The following is a 21,355-nucleotide window of genomic DNA, read 5'->3' as shown; positions in this document are numbered from 1 at the left end:
TCATACAAGGCGGGGGTATCCAATTCGCAAGCATTCCTATCTATCATTGAAAAATCCCAACACACTGCTGAAATGTGTCAGGATTTATTGGGTGAGATACACTTGCGAATCGATATCCCTATAAATTACTATTCAGTCAAAAAAGCGGTAACTTTGCTTAGCAATTCAGCCTCAGTTACTTCTTGCTGCTCTCCATTAGCTCTTTGCTTCATTTCCACAATTCCCTCTCCTGCTTGCTTTCCAACGGTAATGCGGAGAGGAACACCGATTAAATCACTATCGGCAAATTTAACTCCGGCACGCTCTTTCCGGTCATCGTATAACACTTCAATGCCAGCATTTTTAAGCTTTGTATAAAGGCGTTCCGCTAATTCTTTCTGTTCGTCCTTCTTCACGTTTAACGCTAATAAATGAACTTGAAAAGGTGCAATTTGTTTAGGCCAAGTGATGCCTTGTTCATCATGATATTGTTCTACTACAGAAGCAAGGGTACGAGAAACACCGATTCCGTAACAGCCCATAATAAGCGTAATGGCTTTACCGTTCTCATCCAGGAAATTAGCACCCATTTTTTCAGCATAGAAGGTACCTAGCTTAAATACATGGCCTACTTCTATTCCTTTAGCGAAAACAATAGTACCTTGTCCATCAGGAGAAGGATCACCTTCTTCAATAAAGCGTAAATCAGCGTACTGATCAATGCGGAAATCATGCTCTGGTGTTACATTCACATAGTGGAAGCCGTCTTCATTTGCGCCGCAGGAAACATTGACAAGCGCTTCAACAGCTTTATCCGCGACAACTTCTAAATCCCCTGAAGCTCCTACAGGTCCAAGAGAACCAAAGCCTGCTCCCATCGCTTCTCTTGTCTCTTCCTCTGTAGCAAGGTCAATCATGGATGCATCATACAAGTTCTTTAGCTTTACATCGTTAATTTCATGGTCTCCCCTGGATAAAACGAGTACTAGCTTATCGTCCACCTTGAACATAATTGCTTTAATGCCCTCGGCAAGGGGATGTCCTAAATGATCTGCAGCATCCTGCATGCTTTTACAATTAGGTGTAGCTGCCTTCTCCATTTGTTTAGGGGCAGCGGTTGATTTTTCATAAGTCGTAACAACAGGTGCCATTTCCACGTTAGCTGCATATTCAGAGGAATCAGAATAGGCAATAGTATCTTCTCCTACTTCAGATAACACCATAAATTCGTGCGTGTCCTTACCACCCATAGCTCCAGAATCAGCGATAACTGCTCTGAAATTCAAGCCTAAACGGCTAAAGATATTTTTGTATGCCGTGAACATTTTTTCATACGAAGCATCCAAGCTTTCATAGGAGTCATGGAAGGTATAAGCGTCCTTCATTAGGAATTCACGTCCCCGTAATAGTCCAAAGCGTGGACGTTTTTCATCACGGAATTTATTCTGAATTTGATATACGCTTAATGGCAGCTGCTTATAGCTCTTAATCTCATCACGAATGATGGCTGTAACTTCTTCTTCGTGTGTAGCACCGAGAGCAAATTCCCGTTCATGACGATCTTTAATACGCATTAATTCGGGACCAAATGTGTTCCATCTTCCCGTTTCCTTCCAGTATTCTGAAGGCTGTAAGGCCGTCATATTCATTTCATGTGCCCCAGCATTCTCCATCTCCTCCCGAACAATTGCTTCCACTTTCCTAAGCACTCGATTTCCTATTGGTAGAAAAGAGTAAATACCAGAAGCAACTTTACGGATGAAACCGGCACGTACTAATAGCTGATGGCTTTTAATTTCTGCATCTGCAGGATTCTCTCTTAGTGTTGGTAAGAGCATTTCACTTTGTTTCATCCAAACCCACCTCGTTCTATTTCATTTATAAAAATAATCGTTGTATATCATTCCAGGTCACCATAATCATGAGAAGCATGAGTAAGGCAAATCCGATAAAATGAACAATTCCTTCTTTCTGAGGATCCATTGGCTTTCCACGCACCGCTTCAATACCAATGAATAACAGTCTGCCGCCATCTAGAGCGGGTAACGGTAACAAGTTTAAGATACCGAGGTTTATACTCAATAGAGCTATCCAAGGCATGTAATTTTGCCAACTCGTCTCAACGACCGTGTTCGTTGCATTGTATATACCAACAGGCCCAGATAGCTGATCAATGGAAAATTGACCGGTTACCATTTTCCCTACAGAAACCAGGATAAGCTTAGAGAATTCGTACGTTTGACTGACGCTGTAACTAAATGGTGCTGTGAGGGACTTTTCTTTCGGAGCAAATACTCCAATTTGCCCGATTTTTTGACCCTCTCGTTCGATTTGACGCGTCTCGACCGTTGTAGTGCCGGTTTGTCCATTACGCTCATACGTTACATCTACAGCCTGATCAGGGTTTTTCTGTATGACAGAGACTAATTCATCCCATGTATCGACAGTAACATCGTTAATTGTAACCACTTTATCGCCTTGTTGAAGGCCGGCCTCTTCAGCAGGTCCGCCTTCTTCTAATGCGCCTAACTGCGAGTCTTCTACTGGAACCCCCTGAATAAATCCAATCAGTAAAAAGAGAACCATAGCAAGAATAAAATTCATTAACGGTCCAGCAAAAAGCTGCATGGCTCTTTGTGGCAGTGATTTGGATGCGAATTGTCGATTGTATGGAGCAATTTGAGTTTCTTTACCATCCATTACAAATTTAGCCTTAGGATGTATATCAAACGTAAGCTTTTCCTCTTCATCTAACTCATATCCAATAATCGTTAAATCATGGTCTAAATCCGCATGTTCTACCTCAATAACACGTGCATTCGGATGCTTGGATTTATTGTTGACAATTATATGAGAAACTTTCCCGTCTTCATTAAACTCAAGCCCAATGTGGTGACCTGGTTTAATATCAATAATTTCGGGATCTTCTCCAGCCACTCTGACGTAACCGCCAATTGGCAGCAAACGAATAGTGTACATCGTTTCGTTACGTTCAAAGTTATAAATTTTAGGCCCCATACCTATAGCGAATTCTCTTGCCAGCATGCCAGCCCGTTTAGCAAAAATCAAATGACCAAGCTCGTGAACAAACACGAGAAGGCCAAACATAAATACAAATGCGATTATCGTGGTCATGATAATATGGCACCTACCTTTTAATTTACATACGACTTGACTAACGCTCTAGTCTGTTCATCAACTTGTTGGATTGTCTCCAGGTTAGGAGTATGAATAACGTGGTGAGATTCCAACGCACGTTCTATAAACGATTCAATCGTCAAGAAGGAAATCTTACCATTTAGAAACAAGTCCACTGCTTGTTCATTTGCAGCGTTCAATACGGTTGTCATTGTACCTCCTATTCGACCAGCCTCATAGGCTAGCCGTAAACAAGGAAACCGCTCCAAACTCATTTCTTGAAAATGTAGAGTTCCTATATCCACTAAGTTTAACTCTTTTGTTTGATTGAGTTCAAGTCGTTTAGGATAGGTTAGTGCATATTGAATCGGTACTCTCATATCTGGAGTTCCTAATTGAGCCATTACACTCTTATCGACAAATTCTACCATTGAATGGATGACACTTTCTCTGTGCTGAATAACATCAATATGGTCATATGGCATATCAAATAACCAGTGAGCTTCAATTACCTCTAGCCCTTTATTCATCATGGTAGCAGAATCCACGGTGATTTTTGCACCCATGCTCCAGTTTGGGTGATTTAAGGCATCCTCAACCGTTACTCCAGCAAGCTCTTCCCGGCTTTTGTCCCGAAAGCTTCCACCTGAAGCTGTTAAAATGATCTTATGTGCCTCTTTTTTAGATTCACCATTCAAGCATTGATATATAGCTGAATGTTCACTGTCAATCGGCAATATGGATACATTATGCTTTTTAGCAGCATCCATTACCAAATGACCTGCTGTTACTAATGTTTCTTTATTAGCTAATGCTACCTGCTTGTTCGCTTCTATGGCACCGAGTGTAGAGGAAAGGCCCACGCTTCCCATCACCGCATTGACAACAACATCGACATCCGGATGGGTTGCAATCTCGTACATCCCATCTATTCCTGTATATATTTTACCACGATATCCATGCTGCAAGAGAGCGTCTTTCACCTGCTCGCTCTGTACGACAACAATAGCGGGCTGAAATTCTTGAATAAGCTGCATACCTTTTTCTACGTTTCTTCCAAACGCCAGCGCATATAATTGAAAGGATTGTGGATGCTTACGAATTACATCGGTTGTTTGCACCCCAATAGATCCCGTTGCCCCTAGTAAGCTAATTTTCTTCATGTAGCACACTCCAATGCTTTTTAAATCCTATGATATAAATTGAATAAAATGCAATATTGGTAATACAAATATCAGACTATCAAACCGGTCCAGCACTCCTCCGTGCCCTGGCAGTAAACGACCAGAATCCTTCACGGAATAATGACGCTTAAAGGCTGACTCTACAAGGTCCCCTACTTGTCCAAATATGGAAATGACCACTGCAACCCCTATTACTATGAACCAGGAGGAATGAACTGGAGTAATCCACTGAAAAATCGCAGCGACACCACAGGCTAAAAGAATACCGCCTATTGCTCCCTCAATGGTCTTTTTCGGACTAATGAGCGGCCATAATTTATGCCTGCCGAAGGCTTTTCCGAAGAAAAATGCTCCTGTATCTGTAGCCCAAATTAAGAAAAGAGCGAAAAATACATATTCGACCCCTGCTTCTCTCGTTAATATTAAATAATAAAAGCCCATTCCTACGTAGATACAGGAGAGGATAAGAAACCCTACATCATCAAATGTAAATTTATTCTTCACAAGGACTGTATAAGCCAACAGAACTATAACAGCCAAGAGAGTCGCTTCCGATTTTGTTACATCTAACCAATCAAAAAAGATGAGCGAGGGAAGTGGTACTAATAGTACCCACAACAATATCAAGGAAATTGTCCCTGGAAAGGATGTAGGAGATATTTTTCTCATTCGTAACAGTTCCACTAACCCAATGGTAGCAAAACCATAAATCAGAATTTTGAAGGGCATTTCCCCCAAGAAGATGACCGGGATGAGTAATATCCCAAATACTATAGCAGTAACGACTCTTTGCTTCATTATTCTACCAACACCTTATACGCCACCATACCTGCGTTTTCTTTGTTGATAATCATGGATGGCTTTCTCATATACAGCTTCGTCAAAATCCGGCCAAAGTATATCTGTAAACCAAAATTCAGCGTATGCTAATTGCCACAACAAATAGTTGCTTAATCGTTGCTCCCCGCTAGTTCTAATTAACAAATCAGGGTCTGGTAAACCACTAGTATAAAGATAGGATTCAAACATACCTTCATCAATATCCTCGATACGTTTATCACCTGTTTGTACGTCAGATGCAACAGAGCGAACTGCTTGAAGCAGTTCGTCACGGCCTCCATAGTTTAAAGCGAAATTTAATACTAGCCCAGTATTGTCCTTTGTTTTTTGCTTTGCCTTTTCTACAGCATTAACCGTAAACCCTGGTAGGTGATCCATAGCACCGATAGTTTCCACTCGAACATTCTTTTCTATCAGCTCAGGTAAATATGTAGTTAAAAACTCATCTGGGAGCTTCATCAGAAACTCTACTTCCGTTTTTGGCCGTTTCCAATTTTCCGTGGAAAAGGCATATAGTGTCAATGCTTCTAAACCAAGGTCGGAGGATTTACGTACAATTTTTTTTACAACATCCATCCCCTCTTTATGACCAGCGATGCGAGGAAGTCCTCGCTTTTTTGCCCACCTGCCATTTCCGTCCATGATGATGGCTACGTGTTTAGGCATCTTATTCCTATCTAATTCTACTGCTTCTGTATCATCGGCTTTCTTTTTTGAGAAAGGAAGTTTTAAAAACATACTAGATCCTCCATAGAACCCTATTCTTATGATTATAGAAAAATCTGGCTTTCGCCTCATTTAGCGAAAGCCAATCTAACATCATTTCGTGATTAGCTGAAAATGAAAAACCCCCTTCTTACAAGAGGGCTTTCACTTTCATTGTACTAGGAAATCCTTTAAACTTCCATGATTTCTTCTTCTTTCTCCTTAGCAATCTGATCTATTTCATTGATATGCTTGTCTGTTGTTTTTTGAACGTCATCCTGGTAGCTGCGGAGATCATCTTCAGTAATGCTACCTTCTTTTTCCATTTTCTTCAAGGAGTCATTCGTTTCACGACGAATGTTACGAACTTGCACTTTCGCTTCTTCACTGTATTTCTTTACAAGCTTGTTTAAATCTTTACGACGTTGTTCCGTCAGGGCAGGAATATTAATACGGATGACGTTACCATCACTAGATGGAGACAAGCCTAGATCAGCTTTTTGAATAGCCTTCTCAATATCGTTAATGGAAGACTTATCAAAAGGTGTAATCACTAGTAAACGTGCTTCTGGTGCTGAAATAGTAGCAAGCTGATTCAATGGTACAACAGCACCATAGTATTCTACTTTCACAGCGTCTAAGATAGATGGATTTGCGCGACCTGCACGTACTGTAGCAAGCTGACGTCTAAACGCCTTTACTGCTTCCTCCATCAGCTCACGTGTGTCGTTCATAATTGATTCTGGCATAGTTATTTCCCCCTCACTATTGTTCCAATACTTTCACCTAATACAGCTCTTTTAATATTCCCATCATCCATAATCGAGAATACTAGAAGAGGTATATCATTGTCCATACATAAGGATGATGCAGTAGAGTCCATTACTCCTAAGCCTTCATTTAATACGTCAAGATAGGAAAGTTCATCATACTTCACAGCTGTTGTATCCTGTTTCGGATCAGCATTGTACACACCATCCACATTGTTCTTCGCCATAAGGATGACATCTGCTTCAATTTCAGCAGCGCGTAATGCAGCTGTTGTGTCTGTAGAAAAGTAAGGATTACCTGTACCCGCGGCAAAAATTACAACGCGTTTCTTCTCCAGATGTCTGATAGCCTTGCGGCGTATATATGGCTCTGCAACCTGACGCATTTCAATAGAAGTTTGTACTCTTGTCGGAATACCAATATTCTCCAAACTATCCTGAAGGGCGAGTGAGTTCATAACAGTTGCTAACATGCCCATGTAATCAGCTGTAGCTCGGTCCATACCGACCTCACTACCTACTTTTCCTCGCCAGATGTTACCTCCGCCTACTACAACGGCTACTTCTACACCTAGTTCTGAAATCTCTTTAACTTGCCTTGCTATGGATTGAAGAATCTCTGGGTCCAATCCATAGCCTTCAGGTCCACTTAACGCTTCGCCACTTAGTTTTAGTACTACACGACGGTAATGAGCTGTTGTCATAATTACCTCCATCACTCGTTATATGTATGCTTTTGAAAAAGGGAACACATTGTGTCCCCCATCTCAACAAGCTATTATTTGTTTACTTGGTTCATTACTTCTTCAGCGAAGTTATCTTCACGTTTTTCCATGCCTTCGCCTACTTCATAACGTACAAAGTTGTTAATTGTAGCATTGTTTTCTTGAACATATTGTTTCACTTTCTTGTCTGGGTCTTTAACGAAAGCTTGCTCCGTAAGAACAATTCCTTCGAAGAACTTGCCAAGACGACCTTCCACCATTTTTTCCACGATGTTTTCAGGCTTGCCTTCTGCAAGTGCTTCTTTCTTAAGTACTTCACGCTCTTGGTTTACTTCACTTTCAGGAACTTCGTCACGGCTGATAAAACGAGGGCTGACTGCAGCAACGTGCATGGCAACATCTTTAGCAACAGTTTCATCCGTCGTACCTTCTAGAAGAGAAAGAACGCCAATACGGCCTCCCATGTGCAAGTAAGCGCCAAATGCCTGGTTCTCGCCTTTTTCCATAATAGTGAAACGACGTAGAGATAGTTTTTCGCCAATTTTAGCGATAGCATCTGTGATGTATTCGTTAACGGTTTGGCCTTCACCGTGTAGTGGCTGCTCAAGAGCTTCTTCAACAGTAGCAGGCTTCTGTTGAACTAAGTGAGTACCAAGCTCTTTAAGAAGCTGCTTGAATGAATCGTTCTTCGCAACGAAATCAGTTTCAGCGTTCACTTCAAAGATGACAGCAGTATTGCCGTCTACTTCAACAGAAGTAGAACCTTCTGCCGCAATACGATCTGCTTTCTTTTGAGCTTTGGAGATACCTTTTTCACGTAACCATTCGATGGCTTTATCCATGTTGCCTTCTACTTCAGTTAGTGCTTTTTTACAATCCATCATACCTGCGCCAGTTTTTTCGCGCAATTCTTTAACCATTTTAGCTGTTACTGCCATGGGTAAATCCTCCTTTAATGATTCAGTTACTCTGCAAGTTTAGCTCTCGTGCATATATTTAATAGTACAGCCTGCCTGGAACTCATTTACCTTGTCCCAATAGGACACTGCGTACTGCCAAGTCCACTAGCAGGTGCGCCTGAGCTATACCTTAAAGGAGTATGCCATTTGCATACTCTTTAAAAAAGGTGATAAAAGGTTCCTCCCTCTTATCACCTTCAAAACCTTCCTTAGTCTTGCACTGTTTCTGCTTCTTCAGCTTCTTGAGGCTCTTCAGTCTCTTCGCCTTGCTTAGCTTCTAGAACAGCATCTGCCATTTTAGAAGTTAGAAGTTTCACAGCACGGATTGCATCGTCGTTAGCTGGAATCACATAATCAATTTCATCTGGATCACAGTTTGTATCAACGATACCGATAATTGGAATGTTTAATTTGTGAGCTTCTGCAACTGCAATACGCTCTTTACGAGGATCAATGATGAACATTGCATCCGGAAGACTTTCCATATTCTTAATACCGCCTAGGAATTTAACAAGACGATCTTTCTCTTTAAGAAGGTCCACTGTTTCTTTCTTCGGTAGTACTTCAAAAGTTCCGTCTTCTTCCATACGCTCAATGTCTTTTAGACGATTAATACGTTTGCGGATTGTTTGGAAGTTTGTCAATGTACCACCTAACCAACGTTGGTTGATGTAGTACATACCAGCACGAGTTGCTTCTTCTTTAACAGACTCTTGTGCTTGTTTTTTAGTACCTACGAAAAGAATGTTACCGCCATTTTCAGCGATTTCTTTCACATAGTTAAATGCTTCGTCAACCTTCTTCACAGTTTTCTGAAGGTCGATAATATAAATGCCGTTACGCTCCGTGAAGATATATTTCTTCATTTTCGGGTTCCAACGACGAGTTTGGTGTCCAAAGTGAACACCAGCTTCTAAAAGCTGTTTCATAGAAATTACAGACATGATTCAATTCCTCCTAGTGGTTTTATTTCTCCTCCGTTCGTCTCATCTTTATCCCGGGACTCCTTCAACAGGAGCACCACCCTGATAAATCGACAAACGTGTGTATTAACACCAAAAGTAACTATACCATAAGTATGCGTTGGTAGCAAGCGTGTTTTAAACGTTTCTTTGGTGAAATTTCAACATCAATTCTACCTCTGTCTTTCCACAATGTAACTCTTTAGCAATAGCTTCCTTAGAGTACCCTGCATCAAAAAGCTGATATACTCTCGATTGGACCGACGGCTCATAAGCTTCCTCTACTCCCGGCGGTGTTGGCGGCATATACGTACTCTTTTCCTTTGTATCTTCCAAAGGCAAATCCGGGCTTTGCTCCTGTATATCTTCCTTCACTAGGGAGCTATAGCTGCTGGAGACGTTAGTCATAGCGGGAACACTTGTGCTGTTTTCTTTATCAGTGTTCCCATCAGGAGCCCCCTGAGTAAAGCTTTGTTCCACATTCTGACCATTTTTATCCAACATATTCATTAAGCGTTCATTTTCTTCCTTTATATCCATTAGGTAAGCAGTAAAACTCTCTTCAATTTCACGAGCTACCTTTTCCTGCTTCACTTCTAATTCTCTAGCCGTAGAGATTCGTTTGGCAAGAATGAAAATGGTTAATAACGTAACTCCGTGTAAGAGAAAGCTAATGACTACCAAAAAACTAATCATGTTACCCCTTCTTTATCCACTTTAGCTATTTAGACTATGCACTGTTATTTCTCCTTGATTCATATCCACTTTAACATAATGAAACACTTGCTGCATAAGCCGTTTATACTTTCCGAAGGAGACATATGTATTCGGGTACAAGGTTCCTTCGACGCATAACGCCGCTTCTAGCTCCTCTTGAAATTTAGTCTGCAGTGCTGCCCATTCCTGTTTTACAATCATTAATTGCTTCTCTGTATAATCAAGTGAACTACGCTGCCTCAAAGCGGTAATTCGCTCTTTAGCAGATAATTGACCTACATTATCTTTCTTTTGCTGTAATTTACGCCCAATTAGGACGAGCTTATGTAAAGAATCCTCTAGCTGTGCTTTTTCTTCCTGTAATCGTTTTTCTTGATTTACCATTAATTTATTCGGTCCAAAAAAAACCTCTGTTTTGGAACTCATTTTATTGCCTATATCTTTACAGTTAATATATCTTCCGGCAGACAGAGAACCTCCAATAATATTACCTGCATCACAATGAATATCATTTCCGGCAATACAGTTGCTGTGTAATATTGAATTATCAATGCATATATCCCGTTTGGCTTCTACATTCCCCTGATTAATATAGCCGGCGTGGATATCTAGCCCCGCCTGGATAGAACCTTTTGCTCCACCTGCAATGCCCTCGGAAATGTAGACCGATCCCTCTGCGATAAGAGTTGCCCCTTCTACTAAACCATATACCTTTATGTCACCTTTTGCTTTTAACGTATAACCATTCGGGATGCTTCCCCTCACAACAATGGTGCCCACAAAATCTAAGTTCCCGGTTTTCATCGTGATGTCTTGATTTACTTCATATAGTGGATATACATGGACTTGTCTGTTCGTTCTACTAATTTGTCCTGCAGTTGCTGCATACATGGTTTGTTGTTGTTCATTCCATGTTACATTCTTTCCTGGGGTAATATAAGCCGGCTTACCAGGCTTAGCTGGCAAGGATGTATGTAACACAGTCATACCATCTTCTCCTGGTGTTGGATCTGTAATGGTTAGCAGCTTATCTCCTTCCTGAACTGAAGGAATTTGCAGAACCTCCCTATAGTTTATCGTTGTAGAAGGCTGATTTGTATTTGCGTTTTCCGGGGTAGGCCAATGAAACTCAATCGTTCCATCCCTACCGTTTTTAGGAGGCTTCCCTTTTGCAATAACAATCGGAAACCCTTCTTCCCCCAATCCATTTACAATAGAGGATATTGCTTCATTGTTTATACCAAATAAAATGGACCGATCGTGCAGCTCTTTATTCAAATCATCCTCTGTCAATGATAGCTCCAGGTGATACTCTTTCACTAATTCTAGTGTTGCTGTTAATTTATCCTTGCTTACTGTTACCGTAAAGTAGTCTTCAAACTGATCTACCCCATAAAACCTCCTCCTTAATGAATGAACTGGACTTGTTGTAATATGGTTCGAAGTTTGAATAAAGCCCTGGCATGAATCTGGGAAATCCTCGAGGTGGTCAGCCCTAGCACTTGTCCAATTTCCGTTAACGTTAGCTCTTCCGTATAAAACAAGCTAATAACAAGCTGCTCCTTCTCATTTAGTTGCTTAATTCCCTCTTCCAACTCTTGATAATTTTCTTCTTGTACAACGTTCATATCAGGAGTTGTTTCATTCGTGTCAGGAATCGAATATCCAATCCCTTCTTTATGATTATCCTTCATATCCTTTGGCTTTTCTTCCATAGATAACACATTCGCAAAAAGTGTATCCTTCATAACAGATTCTACTTCTTGTTCTGTAACTCCTAGTACGCTAGCAATTTCTGCTGAGGATGGCGGACGTTGGAGAGACTGCTCTAACTGTTCAGCTGTACTTTCAATTTTCTTTGATTTGTCACGTACAGATCTAGGCAGCCAATCCTCCTTCCGAAGACCATCCATAATGGCACCGCGAATGCGAAACGAAGCGTACGTATCAAATTTCAAATCTCTTGTAATATCAAACTTCTCAATCGCATCATAAAGCCCGTACAAACCAAGGCTCTTAATGTCTTCCTTGCTTACGCTTTGTGGGAGATGGGCAGCGATACGATGTACATGGTAATGAACTAAATGCATATACATGCGCACTAATTCGTTGGCAGCTTCCATGTCCCGCTCCTCTTCCCACAGGCTCCATAGCTGTTGTTCCTGAGGAGTTGATTGATTTGTCATGGTTATCGTTTCCCTCCTCCTCTATGCTGAATTATTGGTGCTCCTCCTCTTGCAGCAAGTCCCGTATTACTTGTGAGGTTTGTCGTGCAGTCTCCTCTTCCTCCTCCTTTTCCCTCTCCTCTTGAGACTGTAACGAAGCATTATAAAAATCGCTCCTTGCTACTACGTCGGAAGTCTCACCAGAGTAAGTTGCTTGAGCTACATATGCGAAAATTGCTCGAAATAGAAACATGGAAAGATAAAAAATAGCAAATACAGTGGCAGCTCTATAGACGGACGTTGGTAAGCTATTTGCGGTTAAAGAAAGAATAAACGTTACCGAACCACCAAAAACAGCGAATAGTAAATTCCATAATATTGTTCCAATCATTTATATAGTGGACACACCTTTATTTACAGTACGAATTTCCAATGTACCTTGTTCAGGGTCAAATTCTATTGTTCTACCATTATGTCCTCCGCTATCCTCGGCTATCAAAGGTATAGAATAACGACTTAATTGTTTTTTTACGGACTCAACATTGCGCGGACCAATACGCATTACTGTACTAGAAGGGGATAACGGAAACATTTGCGCCCCTCCAGCCAATTTAGCCGTTAACGCTGATTTCCTCCCTCCGATAGCTGACAGCTTTTTAATTAGCAATGGTATAGCCGTATCGGCATACTTTGCTTCATTTACTATTGTTTCTCTAGCCATTTCAGAAGAAGGTAGCATTATGTGCGCCATGCCTCCAAGCTTACGTTTTCCATCATATAAAATGATACCCACGCAGGAGCCAAGCCCAGATGTTTTTATTTTATTTGGTGGTTTTACTATATTTAAATCAGCAATACCAACTTTAATAATCGTCGCTGTTTCATTCATATTTATGGACCCCTAAAGCCTCGAATATTGTTTCAAACGAGTCAGGATCTGGCAGCAGGAAAAAGTGTCCCTCGATATCCTCCTGCCCGTCACTATCAGATAATGTTGTATCTACAACAATAGCGTAATCACTTACTTGAGATAGCTCTATTAATCCAAAGCTTAGTACTGCACCGACCATATCAACAGCTACAGAAGGGACACTTGGCTGCACTCTCAAATTAGTAAAATCGGATAAAGAAGATAGGTAAGAGCCTGACAATATATTTCCTAATTCATGGATTGCAGAAATGGCTATGTCATCCTCCGGGTTATCTTCTATAGAAAATGAAGAATTGGTCATTCGAGCAATGATTCTATTGGCCTGATGTGGCGGCAGTACAAAAAACATACTACCAGGCGCATCACCTTCAATCCGGAGAAACACAGACACAATAACTCTATCAGGTCCCCCCACTATCTCCATCATGTCATCAAAGGTAACGAGACGAACAGACGGGACAGTTAAATCAATCTTTTTATCTATTAATTGGGAAAGCGACGTAGCTGCGTGTGCTGCGCCGATATTCCCGATTTCCTGTAATATATCCTTATGATATTCCGTAAATTGATCTGTAAAAGACATGCGCTTACCTTTCTATGCTTTTTAATTCATCTACCTCGTCAGCAGAAAGCACCTTTGGTAAATTAAGGAGGATTAACAATCTTTTATCAAGCTTTGCCACACCTCTAATATATTCCACATGTACGGTACCAACTACTTCTGGAGCTGGTTCAATTGCTTCTGGCGGGATATCAATCACATCATTCGCTTCATCGACGATGAGCCCTACCGCCATATCTTCAATATGAGTAATGATAATCCTTGTGCTATGGGAGTGTTCTCGCTCTTCTAAATTAAATCTCGCTCGTAAATCAATAATAGGAGTAACAACACCTCTTAAATTGATCACTCCTTTTACAAAATCAGAAGTTTGGGGTACCCGTGTTATATGCTGCATTCTCTCAATCGATCCTACTTGCTGAACAGGAACTCCATACTCTTCTTCATTCAACTGAAACACTATGACCTTCTCTTCTTGTGTCTGTACTTCATTCATGACGCTTCCCCCTCCTTATTTTACTAACGCATTCGTATCTAATATAAGCGCAACCTGTCCATCTCCAAGAATCGTAGCCCCTGATATGGCATACACATTCTGCAAATAGTTTCCTAGAGCTTTTAAAACTACTTCCTGTTGGCCAATGAAGGAGTTCACAACAAGTGCGGCCATTTTGTCTCCCTTTTTCACTACAACTACCGAGTAGTGTTCTACATCCTCTAACATTTTCGGAACCTCAAGTACCTCTTCTAAAAACACAAGAGGTACTACTCTCCCTCTGAAATCAATCACCTTTTTATTATGAGCATGCATCACATCTTGCTTTTGGATAATAGCTGTTTCAATGATAGAGGATAGAGGTATGGCGTATTTTTCCTTTTGTACTTCTACCAGCATGACCGATATAATCGATAGCGTTAACGGCAGTTGAATTGAGAATACGGTTCCCTCATGTAAAGAAGAGTCAACAGTAATGTTACCACCAAGGGATTCTATTGTATTCTTCACAACATCAAGACCTACTCCACGCCCTGAAATATCTGAAATATTGTCTGCAGTGGAGAACCCGCTTGCCATAATGAGATCGAATACTTGCTGATTTGATAATCCATCTGCTTGATCTTGGGTCACGATTCCGTTTTGTACAGCTTTTTGGACAACTTTATCTCTATTAATGCCGCCTCCATCATCAGAGACTTCAATAAATACATGATTTCCACTATGATATGCCTTAAGGAGCAGCGTTCCCTCTTCAGGCTTCCCTTTCTCCACTCGGGCTTCCGGGGTCTCAATCCCATGATCTAGTGAATTGCGAATGAGGTGAACTAACGGGTCGCCGATCTCGTCTATAACAGTACGATCAAGCTCTGTCTCTGCACCTTCTATCTCCAGGCTCACCTTTTTATGTAATTCACGTGTAAGCTGGCGAACCATACGTGGAAAGCGATTAAACACTTGCTCTACAGGAACCATTCGCATATTGAGGATGATATTTTGCAAATCCCCTGATATACGAGACATTCTCTCAACTGTTTCCTGAAGCTCATGGTGACCAAGATCATTGGAAATTTGCTCTAATCTTCCTCGGTCGATTACGAGCTCTTCAAACAGATTCATTAACACATCTAATCGGTCAATATTTACTCGTATGGTCTTACTTTGCGCTGGCTGCTGTGTTGTTTGATTAGCAGGAGCTGCTTCTTTTTTCTGATCTTTTTCTGGTGCTAGGGTAGCAACAGCTGCTGAGCCTTGAGCGGTTTTGTTATTATTATCCATCTGGTTTGAGGAAGACGATAAATTGCTGGTTAATTCACCGGAACGGTCTTCCCTTTTTCTTTCAAATTTCGTGACAGACACGGTTTCGACCTCTGCGATTTTCATAACGACGTCATAGATTTCGTCCTTAGAGGATTGAGTCACCAGTAAAATAGAGAAAGAAAAATCAAAATTTTCTTCTTCCAACTGATCCACAGGGGGATTAGCCTTCACAACCTCTCCAATATGCTCTAATGCTTCGAAAATCATATAGACTCTTGCAGCCTTCAATAGACAATCCTCTCTTAGAGTGACATCCATTTGAAAATTACTATAGCCATTCTCTTCTGATTGTTGAAGCACTGTCCATTCAAATTCATCGATGTTCAAAAACATGTTTGCTTCATTTTCATGAACGGAGGGAGAGGAATTATTACCGTCCTCCTCAAGGATTCCAGATGGGTGGTGACCGTTTTCAATGTGATCTAACTTCTCCACAATGGAGGTAACATCTCTTTCACCACTGCCGCCTCCTGCTATATCATTTACCATAGCCTCTAATGCTTCTACTGCATCAAACACCACATCTAACATATCGGAGTCAACGGCGAGCTTTTCATTTCGAACAGCATCAAGTACATTCTCCATTTTATGCGTCAAATTAGCAGTGTCCTGATAACCCATTGTGGCGGACATCCCTTTTAGTGTGTGAGCTGCACGAAAAATCTCATTAACAATGGTTAAGTTTTCTGGATTTTTTTCTAATTCTAATAGAGATGTGTTGACTGTCTGCAAGTGTTCTTTGCTTTCTTCAATAAACACTTCTAGATATTGACTCATTTCCATGTGTTTTCACCCCTTCTATTCCCCATAACGCTCCATAATGTTGCACTAATATCTTTCAAATGTATTTCATAATCCACTAGATTGGTAGCCACGCATGCTTTAGGCATTCCATAAACAACAGCAGATTGACTAGACTCTGCAATAGCTATGGTGGTTGGTACTGCAGCTTTTAATTGCCTCAATCCTAAAGCACCATCTGAGCCCATACCGGTCATAACGATAGCTGTTGGCTGATAGTGTTGTAGTGTGGAAACGGACTGAAACAGGACATCCACTGATGGCCGATGTCCATGCACTGGAGGCTCTTGATGTAAGTGTACCTTTGCTGAGCTGGCTGTCTCCTCCACCTGTAAATGAAAATCTCCTGGAGCGATATAAGCAACTCCATTTCTAAGAATCTCTTTATCCTCTGCTTCTTTAACTTCAATAGCGCAAAGGGTATCCAGCCTTTTAGCTAGTGATTGTGTGAAGCCTGGCGGCATATGCTGCACAACTAAAATGGGTGCCTCTATATTGTCAGGAAGATGAGACAATACGTGTTGAAGTGCCCGAGGTCCTCCCGTTGAAGTACCAATGGCAATTATTTGCTTTTGCCTTCGAGCACCCCCGTTGGTTACGTTTTTCCTTAGAGAGGATCGGATAGGAGGTGCTTCATGACGCGTCGATGGTTTTACCTCTTGTAAATTAGCAGTGGCCGCTGCCAGTACTTTATTTACGATATCCGTTTTTATTTTTTCTATATCAAGCGATATAGCACCAGAGGGTTTTTGAATGAAATCAACTGCCCCTAGTTCCATTGCTTTGATGGTGCTGCTTGCTCCCTCTGAGGTGACACTTGACAGCATCAACACAGGAATAGGGTATTCATGCATTATCTGCTCTAGACACGTCAATCCGCCCATGACAGGCATTTCTACATCCAGCGTCATAACATCAGGCTTATATTCTCTCATTTTCTTAAGCCCATCTTCCCCATTTCGTGCAGTAGCGATAACATGAATTTGTTCATGACTTTGGAGCATTTCACTTACCATTTTTCTCATAAACGCCGAATCGTCGACGACTAATACATTAACCTGATTCATAGAGACCTACCTTTCCAGCATAAGACGCTTTAATCTTGAGATGAAGGGGGCTTTAGATTTCGTATGAACCTCCTGTTTACCGCTTAAATAGTGTTTCGTCATTTTATGAAGAGCTTTACTTATTGCTGCATGTTCATTGTAGGCTAGAAAAGGGGTCTGTCGACTAACAGCTCTAGTGACTGTTGAATCATCTGGCAGTATCCCTAGAGGTAATATCTCTTTGTTTAGAAAACGCATCACAACCTGCTGAAGCCTATCCATGGTTTGCTGGCCCGCTTTTGATGAAAATGATTTATTGACAACCATATTAATGGGCAGATCACTTTGCTGTAAAATAACGTGCTTAACCATGGCATATGTATCCGTTATCGAGGTAGGCTCTGGTGTTGTCACCATAATGCACTCATTGGCTGCAAGAATAAAATGAAGACTTTCCTCACTAACTCCGGCTCCTAAATCAAATAGGATATAGTCATAATCCTCTACCAATAGCTGTAATTGATCAAAGAAATGGGAGGCTTTCGTCTCATTTAACACAAAGAGTGAATTCAAGCCTGACCCACCTGCTATAAAAGATAGCCCTTGAGGGCCCTTTTCTATGATATCGGCAATCGAAAGGTTATTTTCAAACATTTCTACAATAGTTCTTTTCGCAGGTGTCCCTAGGAGAATATCAATATTGCCCATCCCTATATCCAGATCAAAAATCAACACTTTTTTCTGCTCTTTACACAGGGAAAGAGCAAAATTCAACGTAACATTTGACTTCCCCACTCCTCCTTTACCGCTTGCGATAGCGATGGTTTTAGCTTCTTTATTGTGCTTAAGCCTCTCTATTTTTGAACGTAGGTTATGGGCTTGGTCTGTCATAGCTCTATATCACCAACTATCTGGTCAATGAGCCAATCACCGGAAGCTATTCGTAAATCATCCGGTACATTTTGCCCATCTGTTACGTAAGCAACACCAATTTCATGCTTCATAACCAAATCCAATACTCCACCGTATTGAGTTGTTTCATCTGCCTTTGTAAAAATGATATTCTTTATTGGGAGTGTAGCGAATGTATTATATATATCCTCCATATCTTTTACTTTACTAGTAAGCGAGAGCACTAGGTACGTATCTGTATCCTTACCAATTTCGACCATATCCTTTAATTCCTCTACATATGTCGTATCTCTGTAATTACGACCTGCAGTATCGACTAGCACTAGATCATAGGAGCTGAATTTCTCTTTAGCCAATTGGTAATCTTCCTTATTATAAGCAACCTCCAAAGGGAGATCGAGAATCTTAGCATACGTTTTTAACTGATCTATCGCTGCTATTCGATATGTATCTGTCGTAATGAAGGCTACCTGTTTATGATCATTCATAACTGCATTTGCGGCTACTTTAGCGATTGTGGTCGTCTTGCCGACACCAGTCGGGCCAACGAAATGTACAATTTGTTTAGTATAGTCCATACCACCAAAGGGTACATCCTCTAATTGCATATACAGCTCTTCCTTCATCCACTTCCATAACTGCAGCTCATTGCCGTTCGACCTTTGTACATAAAATTTCTCCACAAGAGGTTGGACGATTGTATCTGCTGTTTGAGCTGATACTTCTTGTTTTAATAATTCTTCGTATAGCTTTTGTATCTCAAGTGGATACGATTGGTTCCGCTGCTGTTGCTGAACTACTGTCCTCAATTCCTCTATATCTCTTTGTAAAGCTTTCTCAGAGCTAGATGTAATATGTTCTGATTCCGCTGGTTGAGCCTGCCATTGGATGCTTTTATCTGCTTTAGGCTCCTTTTGCTTCCATCTAGCTGGCTCAGGATCTATCGCAGCTACCACTTCAATATTCGTTTTGGAGAAAAAGCCGAAGATGCCTCCCTTTTTAATCTCCTTAGAATTGAGAATAACTGCTTCGGTACCTAACTCTTTTCTAACCTGACTCATCACCTCTAGCATGGTCGGAGCTATAAACTTTTTTACCTTCATGCTACATTCACCACCCCCACGCTTTGCACTTCAATACTTGGTTCTAGTTCATTATAGGATAGGACAGCAACTTGAGGTAAAAACCTGTCTAATAACTGCTTGACATACATCCTCACTGCAGGGGAACATAAAACAATCGGTGTTTCCTCTTGAAGGGAAAGCTGCTCTACCTGCTGTGCCACAGACTGTATGATGGACTGCTGAGTTTCAGGGTCGAGAGCTAGATAACTTCCGTGCTCAGTTTGCTGAACATGTTCTGCAATTGTTTTCTCCACTTTTCCTGAAACAGTAATAACGCGTATGTGATTTTGCTGGACATATTGATTGGTAATTTGCTGAGATAATGATTGCCGAGCATATTCAGCTAACAATTCTGTGTCATTTGTCATCTTTCCAAAATCCGCTAATGTTTCAAAAATAATTGGCAGGTTTTTAATTGAAATGTTCTCCCTTAAAAGCTTACCAAGCACTTTTTGCACATCTCCGACAGACAACGGCTCTGGTGTCACTTCTTCTACGAGAATTGGATAAGATTCCTTCAAATGATCAATCAGCTGCTTTGTTTCTTGTCTTCCCAGTAATTCGTGAGCATGCTGTTTAATAACTTCCGTAATATGTGTGGAAACTACAGAAGGTGGGTCTACGACGGTATAGCCAAACATCTCCGCTTCTTCTTTGGTTTCTTCAGTAATCCATTTAGCGGGAAGACCAAATGCAGGCTCCTGTGTGTCGATTCCTTCCACCGCATCATCCTCCACCCCTGGACTCATAGCTAAATAATGGTCCAATAACAATTCCCCGTTTGCTACTTGATTGCCTTTAATCTTCAACCGGTATTCATTAGGGTTCAATTGAATATTATCTCGAATCCTCACAGTTGGAATAACAATACCAAGCTCAATAGCTAGCTGGCGTCGTATCATGACAATTCGATCAAGTAAGTCACCACCCTGACTAGCATCTGCAATAGGGATTAAGGCATAGCCAAACTCAAATTCGATGGGATCCATGCTGATTAGGCTGACTACATTTTCCGGTGATTGCATATCAGCACTTTCTTTTTCTTCCGCTGCTTCCTCCTCATCAGGCTGTTCTTGTACCACTGTTCGGGACAAGTACCAGGCGCCAAATATTAAAATCCCTGCCAGTACAGTAGTAAGTAAAAATGGGATAGGAGTTAATCCAAGGAAAAAAATAGTTGCTGCTGCAATGTATAATAATTTAGGATAGCGCAACAATTGACCTGTTACATCATGGCCAAGGTTACCTTCAGAAGCAACTCGGGTAACGGTAATACCTGTTGCAGTTGAAATAAGGAGTGCAGGTATTTGACTGACAAGACCATCCCCGACGGTTAAGCGCATATATGTATCTATCGCTTCATTAAAGCCCATTCCCTTTTGGGTCATTCCAATAATAAGACCAAACAATATGTTAATTAAAACAATTATGATACCTGCAATAGCGTCCCCTTTTACGAACTTACTGGCACCATCCATCGCGCCATAAAAATCCGCTTCATTTTCAATTTTTTCGCGACGCTCTTTCGCTTGATGTTCCGATATAAGTCCGGCATTTAAATCAGCATCGATGCTCATTTGCTTACCTGGCATCGCATCAAGTGTAAACCGGGCTGCCACCTCTGAAACACGTTCTGCCCCTTTTGTGATAACTAAAAATTGTATAATTACTAAAATAGCAAAAATCACAAAACCTACTAAGGCGCTATTACCCGTTACAAATGTTCCAAACGTTGCCACAACCCCGCCTGCTTCTGCGTTAGCTAATATGGACCGAGTTGTTGAAACATTTAGTCCTAACCGGAACAAAGTCAATAACAACAGCAAGGATGGAAATATGGAAAACTCCAACGCTTCCTGCGTATTCATGGCTACCAGAATGACCACTAGCGCTAGTGATATATTGATTAATATTAGAATACTTAACATCATTGGAGGTAACGGAATTACCAGCATAATAATGATCATTATTACCCCAACAATGACTGAGAGGTCTCTAGCTGACATGTTCTTCTCTCCC

21 protein-coding genes are annotated in these 21,355 nt (G+C 41.1%); all 21 read right to left on the bottom strand.

Features of this window, described 5'->3' with window-relative positions:
• Positions 1 to 128 precede the first annotated feature (128 nt).
• A complete protein-coding gene (locus ACFFGV_RS11370) occupies positions 129 to 1,832 on the bottom strand; it encodes a proline--tRNA ligase (RefSeq protein WP_377347857.1) in 1,704 nt (567 codons plus the stop codon).
• A gap of 25 nt (positions 1,833 to 1,857) precedes the next feature.
• Positions 1,858 to 3,114: an RIP metalloprotease RseP gene (gene rseP / locus ACFFGV_RS11365; protein WP_377347855.1), complete on the bottom strand. Its 1,257-nt coding sequence runs from the start codon at positions 3,112 to 3,114 to the stop codon at positions 1,858 to 1,860.
• Between the two features lie 20 nt (positions 3,115 to 3,134).
• Entirely contained in the window at positions 3,135 to 4,280 is a 1,146-nt protein-coding gene (gene dxr, locus ACFFGV_RS11360; RefSeq protein WP_377347852.1) for a 1-deoxy-D-xylulose-5-phosphate reductoisomerase, read from the bottom strand.
• 27 nt (positions 4,281 to 4,307) lie between these two features.
• Positions 4,308 to 5,099 carry a phosphatidate cytidylyltransferase gene (locus ACFFGV_RS11355; RefSeq protein WP_377347850.1) on the bottom strand — a complete coding sequence of 264 codons (792 nt, stop codon included), beginning with the start codon at positions 5,097 to 5,099 and terminating at the stop codon, positions 4,308 to 4,310.
• 15 nt (positions 5,100 to 5,114) lie between these two features.
• The gene (gene uppS, locus ACFFGV_RS11350) at positions 5,115 to 5,879 is read right to left on the bottom strand and encodes an undecaprenyl pyrophosphate synthase (protein WP_377347848.1); all 765 of its coding nucleotides are present in this window, start codon (positions 5,877 to 5,879) and stop codon (positions 5,115 to 5,117) included.
• A 158-nt stretch (positions 5,880 to 6,037) separates the two neighbouring features.
• The gene (gene frr, locus ACFFGV_RS11345; RefSeq protein ID WP_377347846.1) at positions 6,038 to 6,595 is read right to left on the bottom strand and encodes a ribosome recycling factor; all 558 of its coding nucleotides are present in this window, start codon (positions 6,593 to 6,595) and stop codon (positions 6,038 to 6,040) included.
• 2 nt (positions 6,596 to 6,597) lie between these two features.
• On the bottom strand, positions 6,598 to 7,320 hold the full coding sequence (pyrH, locus tag ACFFGV_RS11340; RefSeq protein ID WP_377347844.1) for a UMP kinase: 723 nt from the start codon (positions 7,318 to 7,320) through the stop codon (positions 6,598 to 6,600).
• A gap of 74 nt (positions 7,321 to 7,394) precedes the next feature.
• Positions 7,395 to 8,279, bottom strand: a complete 885-nt coding sequence (gene tsf, locus ACFFGV_RS11335) for a translation elongation factor Ts (RefSeq protein WP_377347842.1) — start codon at positions 8,277 to 8,279, stop codon at positions 7,395 to 7,397.
• Between the two features lie 230 nt (positions 8,280 to 8,509).
• Positions 8,510 to 9,244, bottom strand: a complete 735-nt coding sequence (gene rpsB / locus ACFFGV_RS11330) for a 30S ribosomal protein S2 (protein ID WP_377347840.1) — start codon at positions 9,242 to 9,244, stop codon at positions 8,510 to 8,512.
• Positions 9,245 to 9,400: 156 nt separating this feature from the next.
• The gene (locus ACFFGV_RS11325; protein ID WP_377347838.1) at positions 9,401 to 9,958 is read right to left on the bottom strand and encodes a hypothetical protein; all 558 of its coding nucleotides are present in this window, start codon (positions 9,956 to 9,958) and stop codon (positions 9,401 to 9,403) included.
• A 21-nt stretch (positions 9,959 to 9,979) separates the two neighbouring features.
• Positions 9,980 to 11,413 carry a flagellar assembly protein A gene (locus tag ACFFGV_RS11320; RefSeq protein WP_377347955.1) on the bottom strand — a complete coding sequence of 478 codons (1,434 nt, stop codon included), beginning with the start codon at positions 11,411 to 11,413 and terminating at the stop codon, positions 9,980 to 9,982.
• On the bottom strand, positions 11,386 to 12,165 hold the full coding sequence (locus ACFFGV_RS11315) for a FliA/WhiG family RNA polymerase sigma factor (RefSeq protein WP_377347836.1): 780 nt from the start codon (positions 12,163 to 12,165) through the stop codon (positions 11,386 to 11,388). The genes ACFFGV_RS11320 and ACFFGV_RS11315 overlap by 28 nt, the downstream gene beginning before the upstream one ends.
• 31 nt (positions 12,166 to 12,196) lie before the next feature.
• Positions 12,197 to 12,535, bottom strand: a complete 339-nt coding sequence (locus tag ACFFGV_RS11310; protein ID WP_377347834.1) for a hypothetical protein — start codon at positions 12,533 to 12,535, stop codon at positions 12,197 to 12,199.
• Positions 12,536 to 13,033, bottom strand: coding sequence for a chemotaxis protein CheD (locus tag ACFFGV_RS11305; RefSeq protein ID WP_377347832.1), 498 nt, complete (start codon positions 13,031 to 13,033; stop codon positions 12,536 to 12,538).
• Positions 13,026 to 13,658, bottom strand: a complete 633-nt coding sequence (locus ACFFGV_RS11300; protein WP_377347830.1) for a chemotaxis protein CheC — start codon at positions 13,656 to 13,658, stop codon at positions 13,026 to 13,028. The genes ACFFGV_RS11305 and ACFFGV_RS11300 overlap by 8 nt, the downstream gene beginning before the upstream one ends.
• Before the next feature lie 4 nt (positions 13,659 to 13,662).
• Positions 13,663 to 14,133 (bottom strand): chemotaxis protein CheW, encoded by a 471-nt coding sequence (locus tag ACFFGV_RS11295; RefSeq protein ID WP_377347828.1) that lies wholly within the window; start codon positions 14,131 to 14,133, stop codon positions 13,663 to 13,665.
• Positions 14,134 to 14,148: 15 nt separating this feature from the next.
• The gene (locus ACFFGV_RS11290) at positions 14,149 to 16,236 is read right to left on the bottom strand and encodes a chemotaxis protein CheA (RefSeq protein ID WP_377347826.1); all 2,088 of its coding nucleotides are present in this window, start codon (positions 16,234 to 16,236) and stop codon (positions 14,149 to 14,151) included.
• Positions 16,227 to 17,321, bottom strand: coding sequence for a protein-glutamate methylesterase/protein-glutamine glutaminase (locus tag ACFFGV_RS11285; protein WP_377347823.1), 1,095 nt, complete (start codon positions 17,319 to 17,321; stop codon positions 16,227 to 16,229). The genes ACFFGV_RS11290 and ACFFGV_RS11285 overlap by 10 nt, the downstream gene beginning before the upstream one ends.
• A 6-nt stretch (positions 17,322 to 17,327) precedes the next feature.
• The gene (locus ACFFGV_RS11280; RefSeq protein ID WP_377347821.1) at positions 17,328 to 18,191 is read right to left on the bottom strand and encodes a MinD/ParA family protein; all 864 of its coding nucleotides are present in this window, start codon (positions 18,189 to 18,191) and stop codon (positions 17,328 to 17,330) included.
• Positions 18,188 to 19,315: a flagellar biosynthesis GTPase FlhF gene (flhF, locus tag ACFFGV_RS11275; protein ID WP_377347819.1), complete on the bottom strand. Its 1,128-nt coding sequence runs from the start codon at positions 19,313 to 19,315 to the stop codon at positions 18,188 to 18,190. The genes ACFFGV_RS11280 and flhF overlap by 4 nt, the downstream gene beginning before the upstream one ends.
• Positions 19,312 to 21,342 (bottom strand): flagellar biosynthesis protein FlhA, encoded by a 2,031-nt coding sequence (gene flhA, locus ACFFGV_RS11270; RefSeq protein WP_377347817.1) that lies wholly within the window; start codon positions 21,340 to 21,342, stop codon positions 19,312 to 19,314. The genes flhF and flhA overlap by 4 nt, the downstream gene beginning before the upstream one ends.
• Positions 21,343 to 21,355 lie beyond the last annotated feature (13 nt).

The sequence above is a fragment of the Pontibacillus salicampi genome, from assembly GCF_042434395.1.
GTDB lineage: Bacteria > Bacillota > Bacilli > Bacillales > BH030062 > Pontibacillus > Pontibacillus salicampi.
The sequence above is the reverse complement of the archived record's forward strand: the minus strand, read 5'-3'. Positions and strand labels throughout refer to the sequence as shown.

What these genes read in the sequence shown, in the direction of transcription:
- ACFFGV_RS11370 (WP_377347857.1), bottom strand. Translation starts at nt 1,832, where the DNA reads ATGAAACAAAGTGAAATGCTCTTACCAACACTAAGAGAGAATCCTGCA.
- rseP (WP_377347855.1), bottom strand. Translation starts at nt 3,114, where the DNA reads ATGACCACGATAATCGCATTTGTATTTATGTTTGGCCTTCTCGTGTTT.
- dxr (WP_377347852.1), bottom strand. Translation starts at nt 4,280, where the DNA reads ATGAAGAAAATTAGCTTACTAGGGGCAACGGGATCTATTGGGGTGCAA.
- ACFFGV_RS11355 (WP_377347850.1), bottom strand. Translation starts at nt 5,099, where the DNA reads ATGAAGCAAAGAGTCGTTACTGCTATAGTATTTGGGATATTACTCATC.
- uppS (WP_377347848.1), bottom strand. Translation starts at nt 5,879, where the DNA reads ATGTTTTTAAAACTTCCTTTCTCAAAAAAGAAAGCCGATGATACAGAA.
- frr (WP_377347846.1), bottom strand. Translation starts at nt 6,595, where the DNA reads ATGCCAGAATCAATTATGAACGACACACGTGAGCTGATGGAGGAAGCA.
- pyrH (WP_377347844.1), bottom strand. Translation starts at nt 7,320, where the DNA reads ATGACAACAGCTCATTACCGTCGTGTAGTACTAAAACTAAGTGGCGAA.
- tsf (WP_377347842.1), bottom strand. Translation starts at nt 8,279, where the DNA reads ATGGCAGTAACAGCTAAAATGGTTAAAGAATTGCGCGAAAAAACTGGC.
- rpsB (WP_377347840.1), bottom strand. Translation starts at nt 9,244, where the DNA reads ATGTCTGTAATTTCTATGAAACAGCTTTTAGAAGCTGGTGTTCACTTT.
- ACFFGV_RS11325 (WP_377347838.1), bottom strand. Translation starts at nt 9,958, where the DNA reads ATGATTAGTTTTTTGGTAGTCATTAGCTTTCTCTTACACGGAGTTACG.
- ACFFGV_RS11315 (WP_377347836.1), bottom strand. Translation starts at nt 12,165, where the DNA reads ATGACAAATCAATCAACTCCTCAGGAACAACAGCTATGGAGCCTGTGG.
- ACFFGV_RS11310 (WP_377347834.1), bottom strand. Translation starts at nt 12,535, where the DNA reads ATGATTGGAACAATATTATGGAATTTACTATTCGCTGTTTTTGGTGGT.
- ACFFGV_RS11305 (WP_377347832.1), bottom strand. Translation starts at nt 13,033, where the DNA reads ATGAATGAAACAGCGACGATTATTAAAGTTGGTATTGCTGATTTAAAT.
- ACFFGV_RS11300 (WP_377347830.1), bottom strand. Translation starts at nt 13,658, where the DNA reads ATGTCTTTTACAGATCAATTTACGGAATATCATAAGGATATATTACAG.
- ACFFGV_RS11295 (WP_377347828.1), bottom strand. Translation starts at nt 14,133, where the DNA reads ATGAATGAAGTACAGACACAAGAAGAGAAGGTCATAGTGTTTCAGTTG.
- ACFFGV_RS11290 (WP_377347826.1), bottom strand. Translation starts at nt 16,236, where the DNA reads ATGGAAATGAGTCAATATCTAGAAGTGTTTATTGAAGAAAGCAAAGAA.
- ACFFGV_RS11285 (WP_377347823.1), bottom strand. Translation starts at nt 17,321, where the DNA reads ATGAATCAGGTTAATGTATTAGTCGTCGACGATTCGGCGTTTATGAGA.
- ACFFGV_RS11280 (WP_377347821.1), bottom strand. Translation starts at nt 18,191, where the DNA reads ATGACAGACCAAGCCCATAACCTACGTTCAAAAATAGAGAGGCTTAAG.
- flhF (WP_377347819.1), bottom strand. Translation starts at nt 19,315, where the DNA reads ATGAAGGTAAAAAAGTTTATAGCTCCGACCATGCTAGAGGTGATGAGT.
- flhA (WP_377347817.1), bottom strand. Translation starts at nt 21,342, where the DNA reads ATGTCAGCTAGAGACCTCTCAGTCATTGTTGGGGTAATAATGATCATT.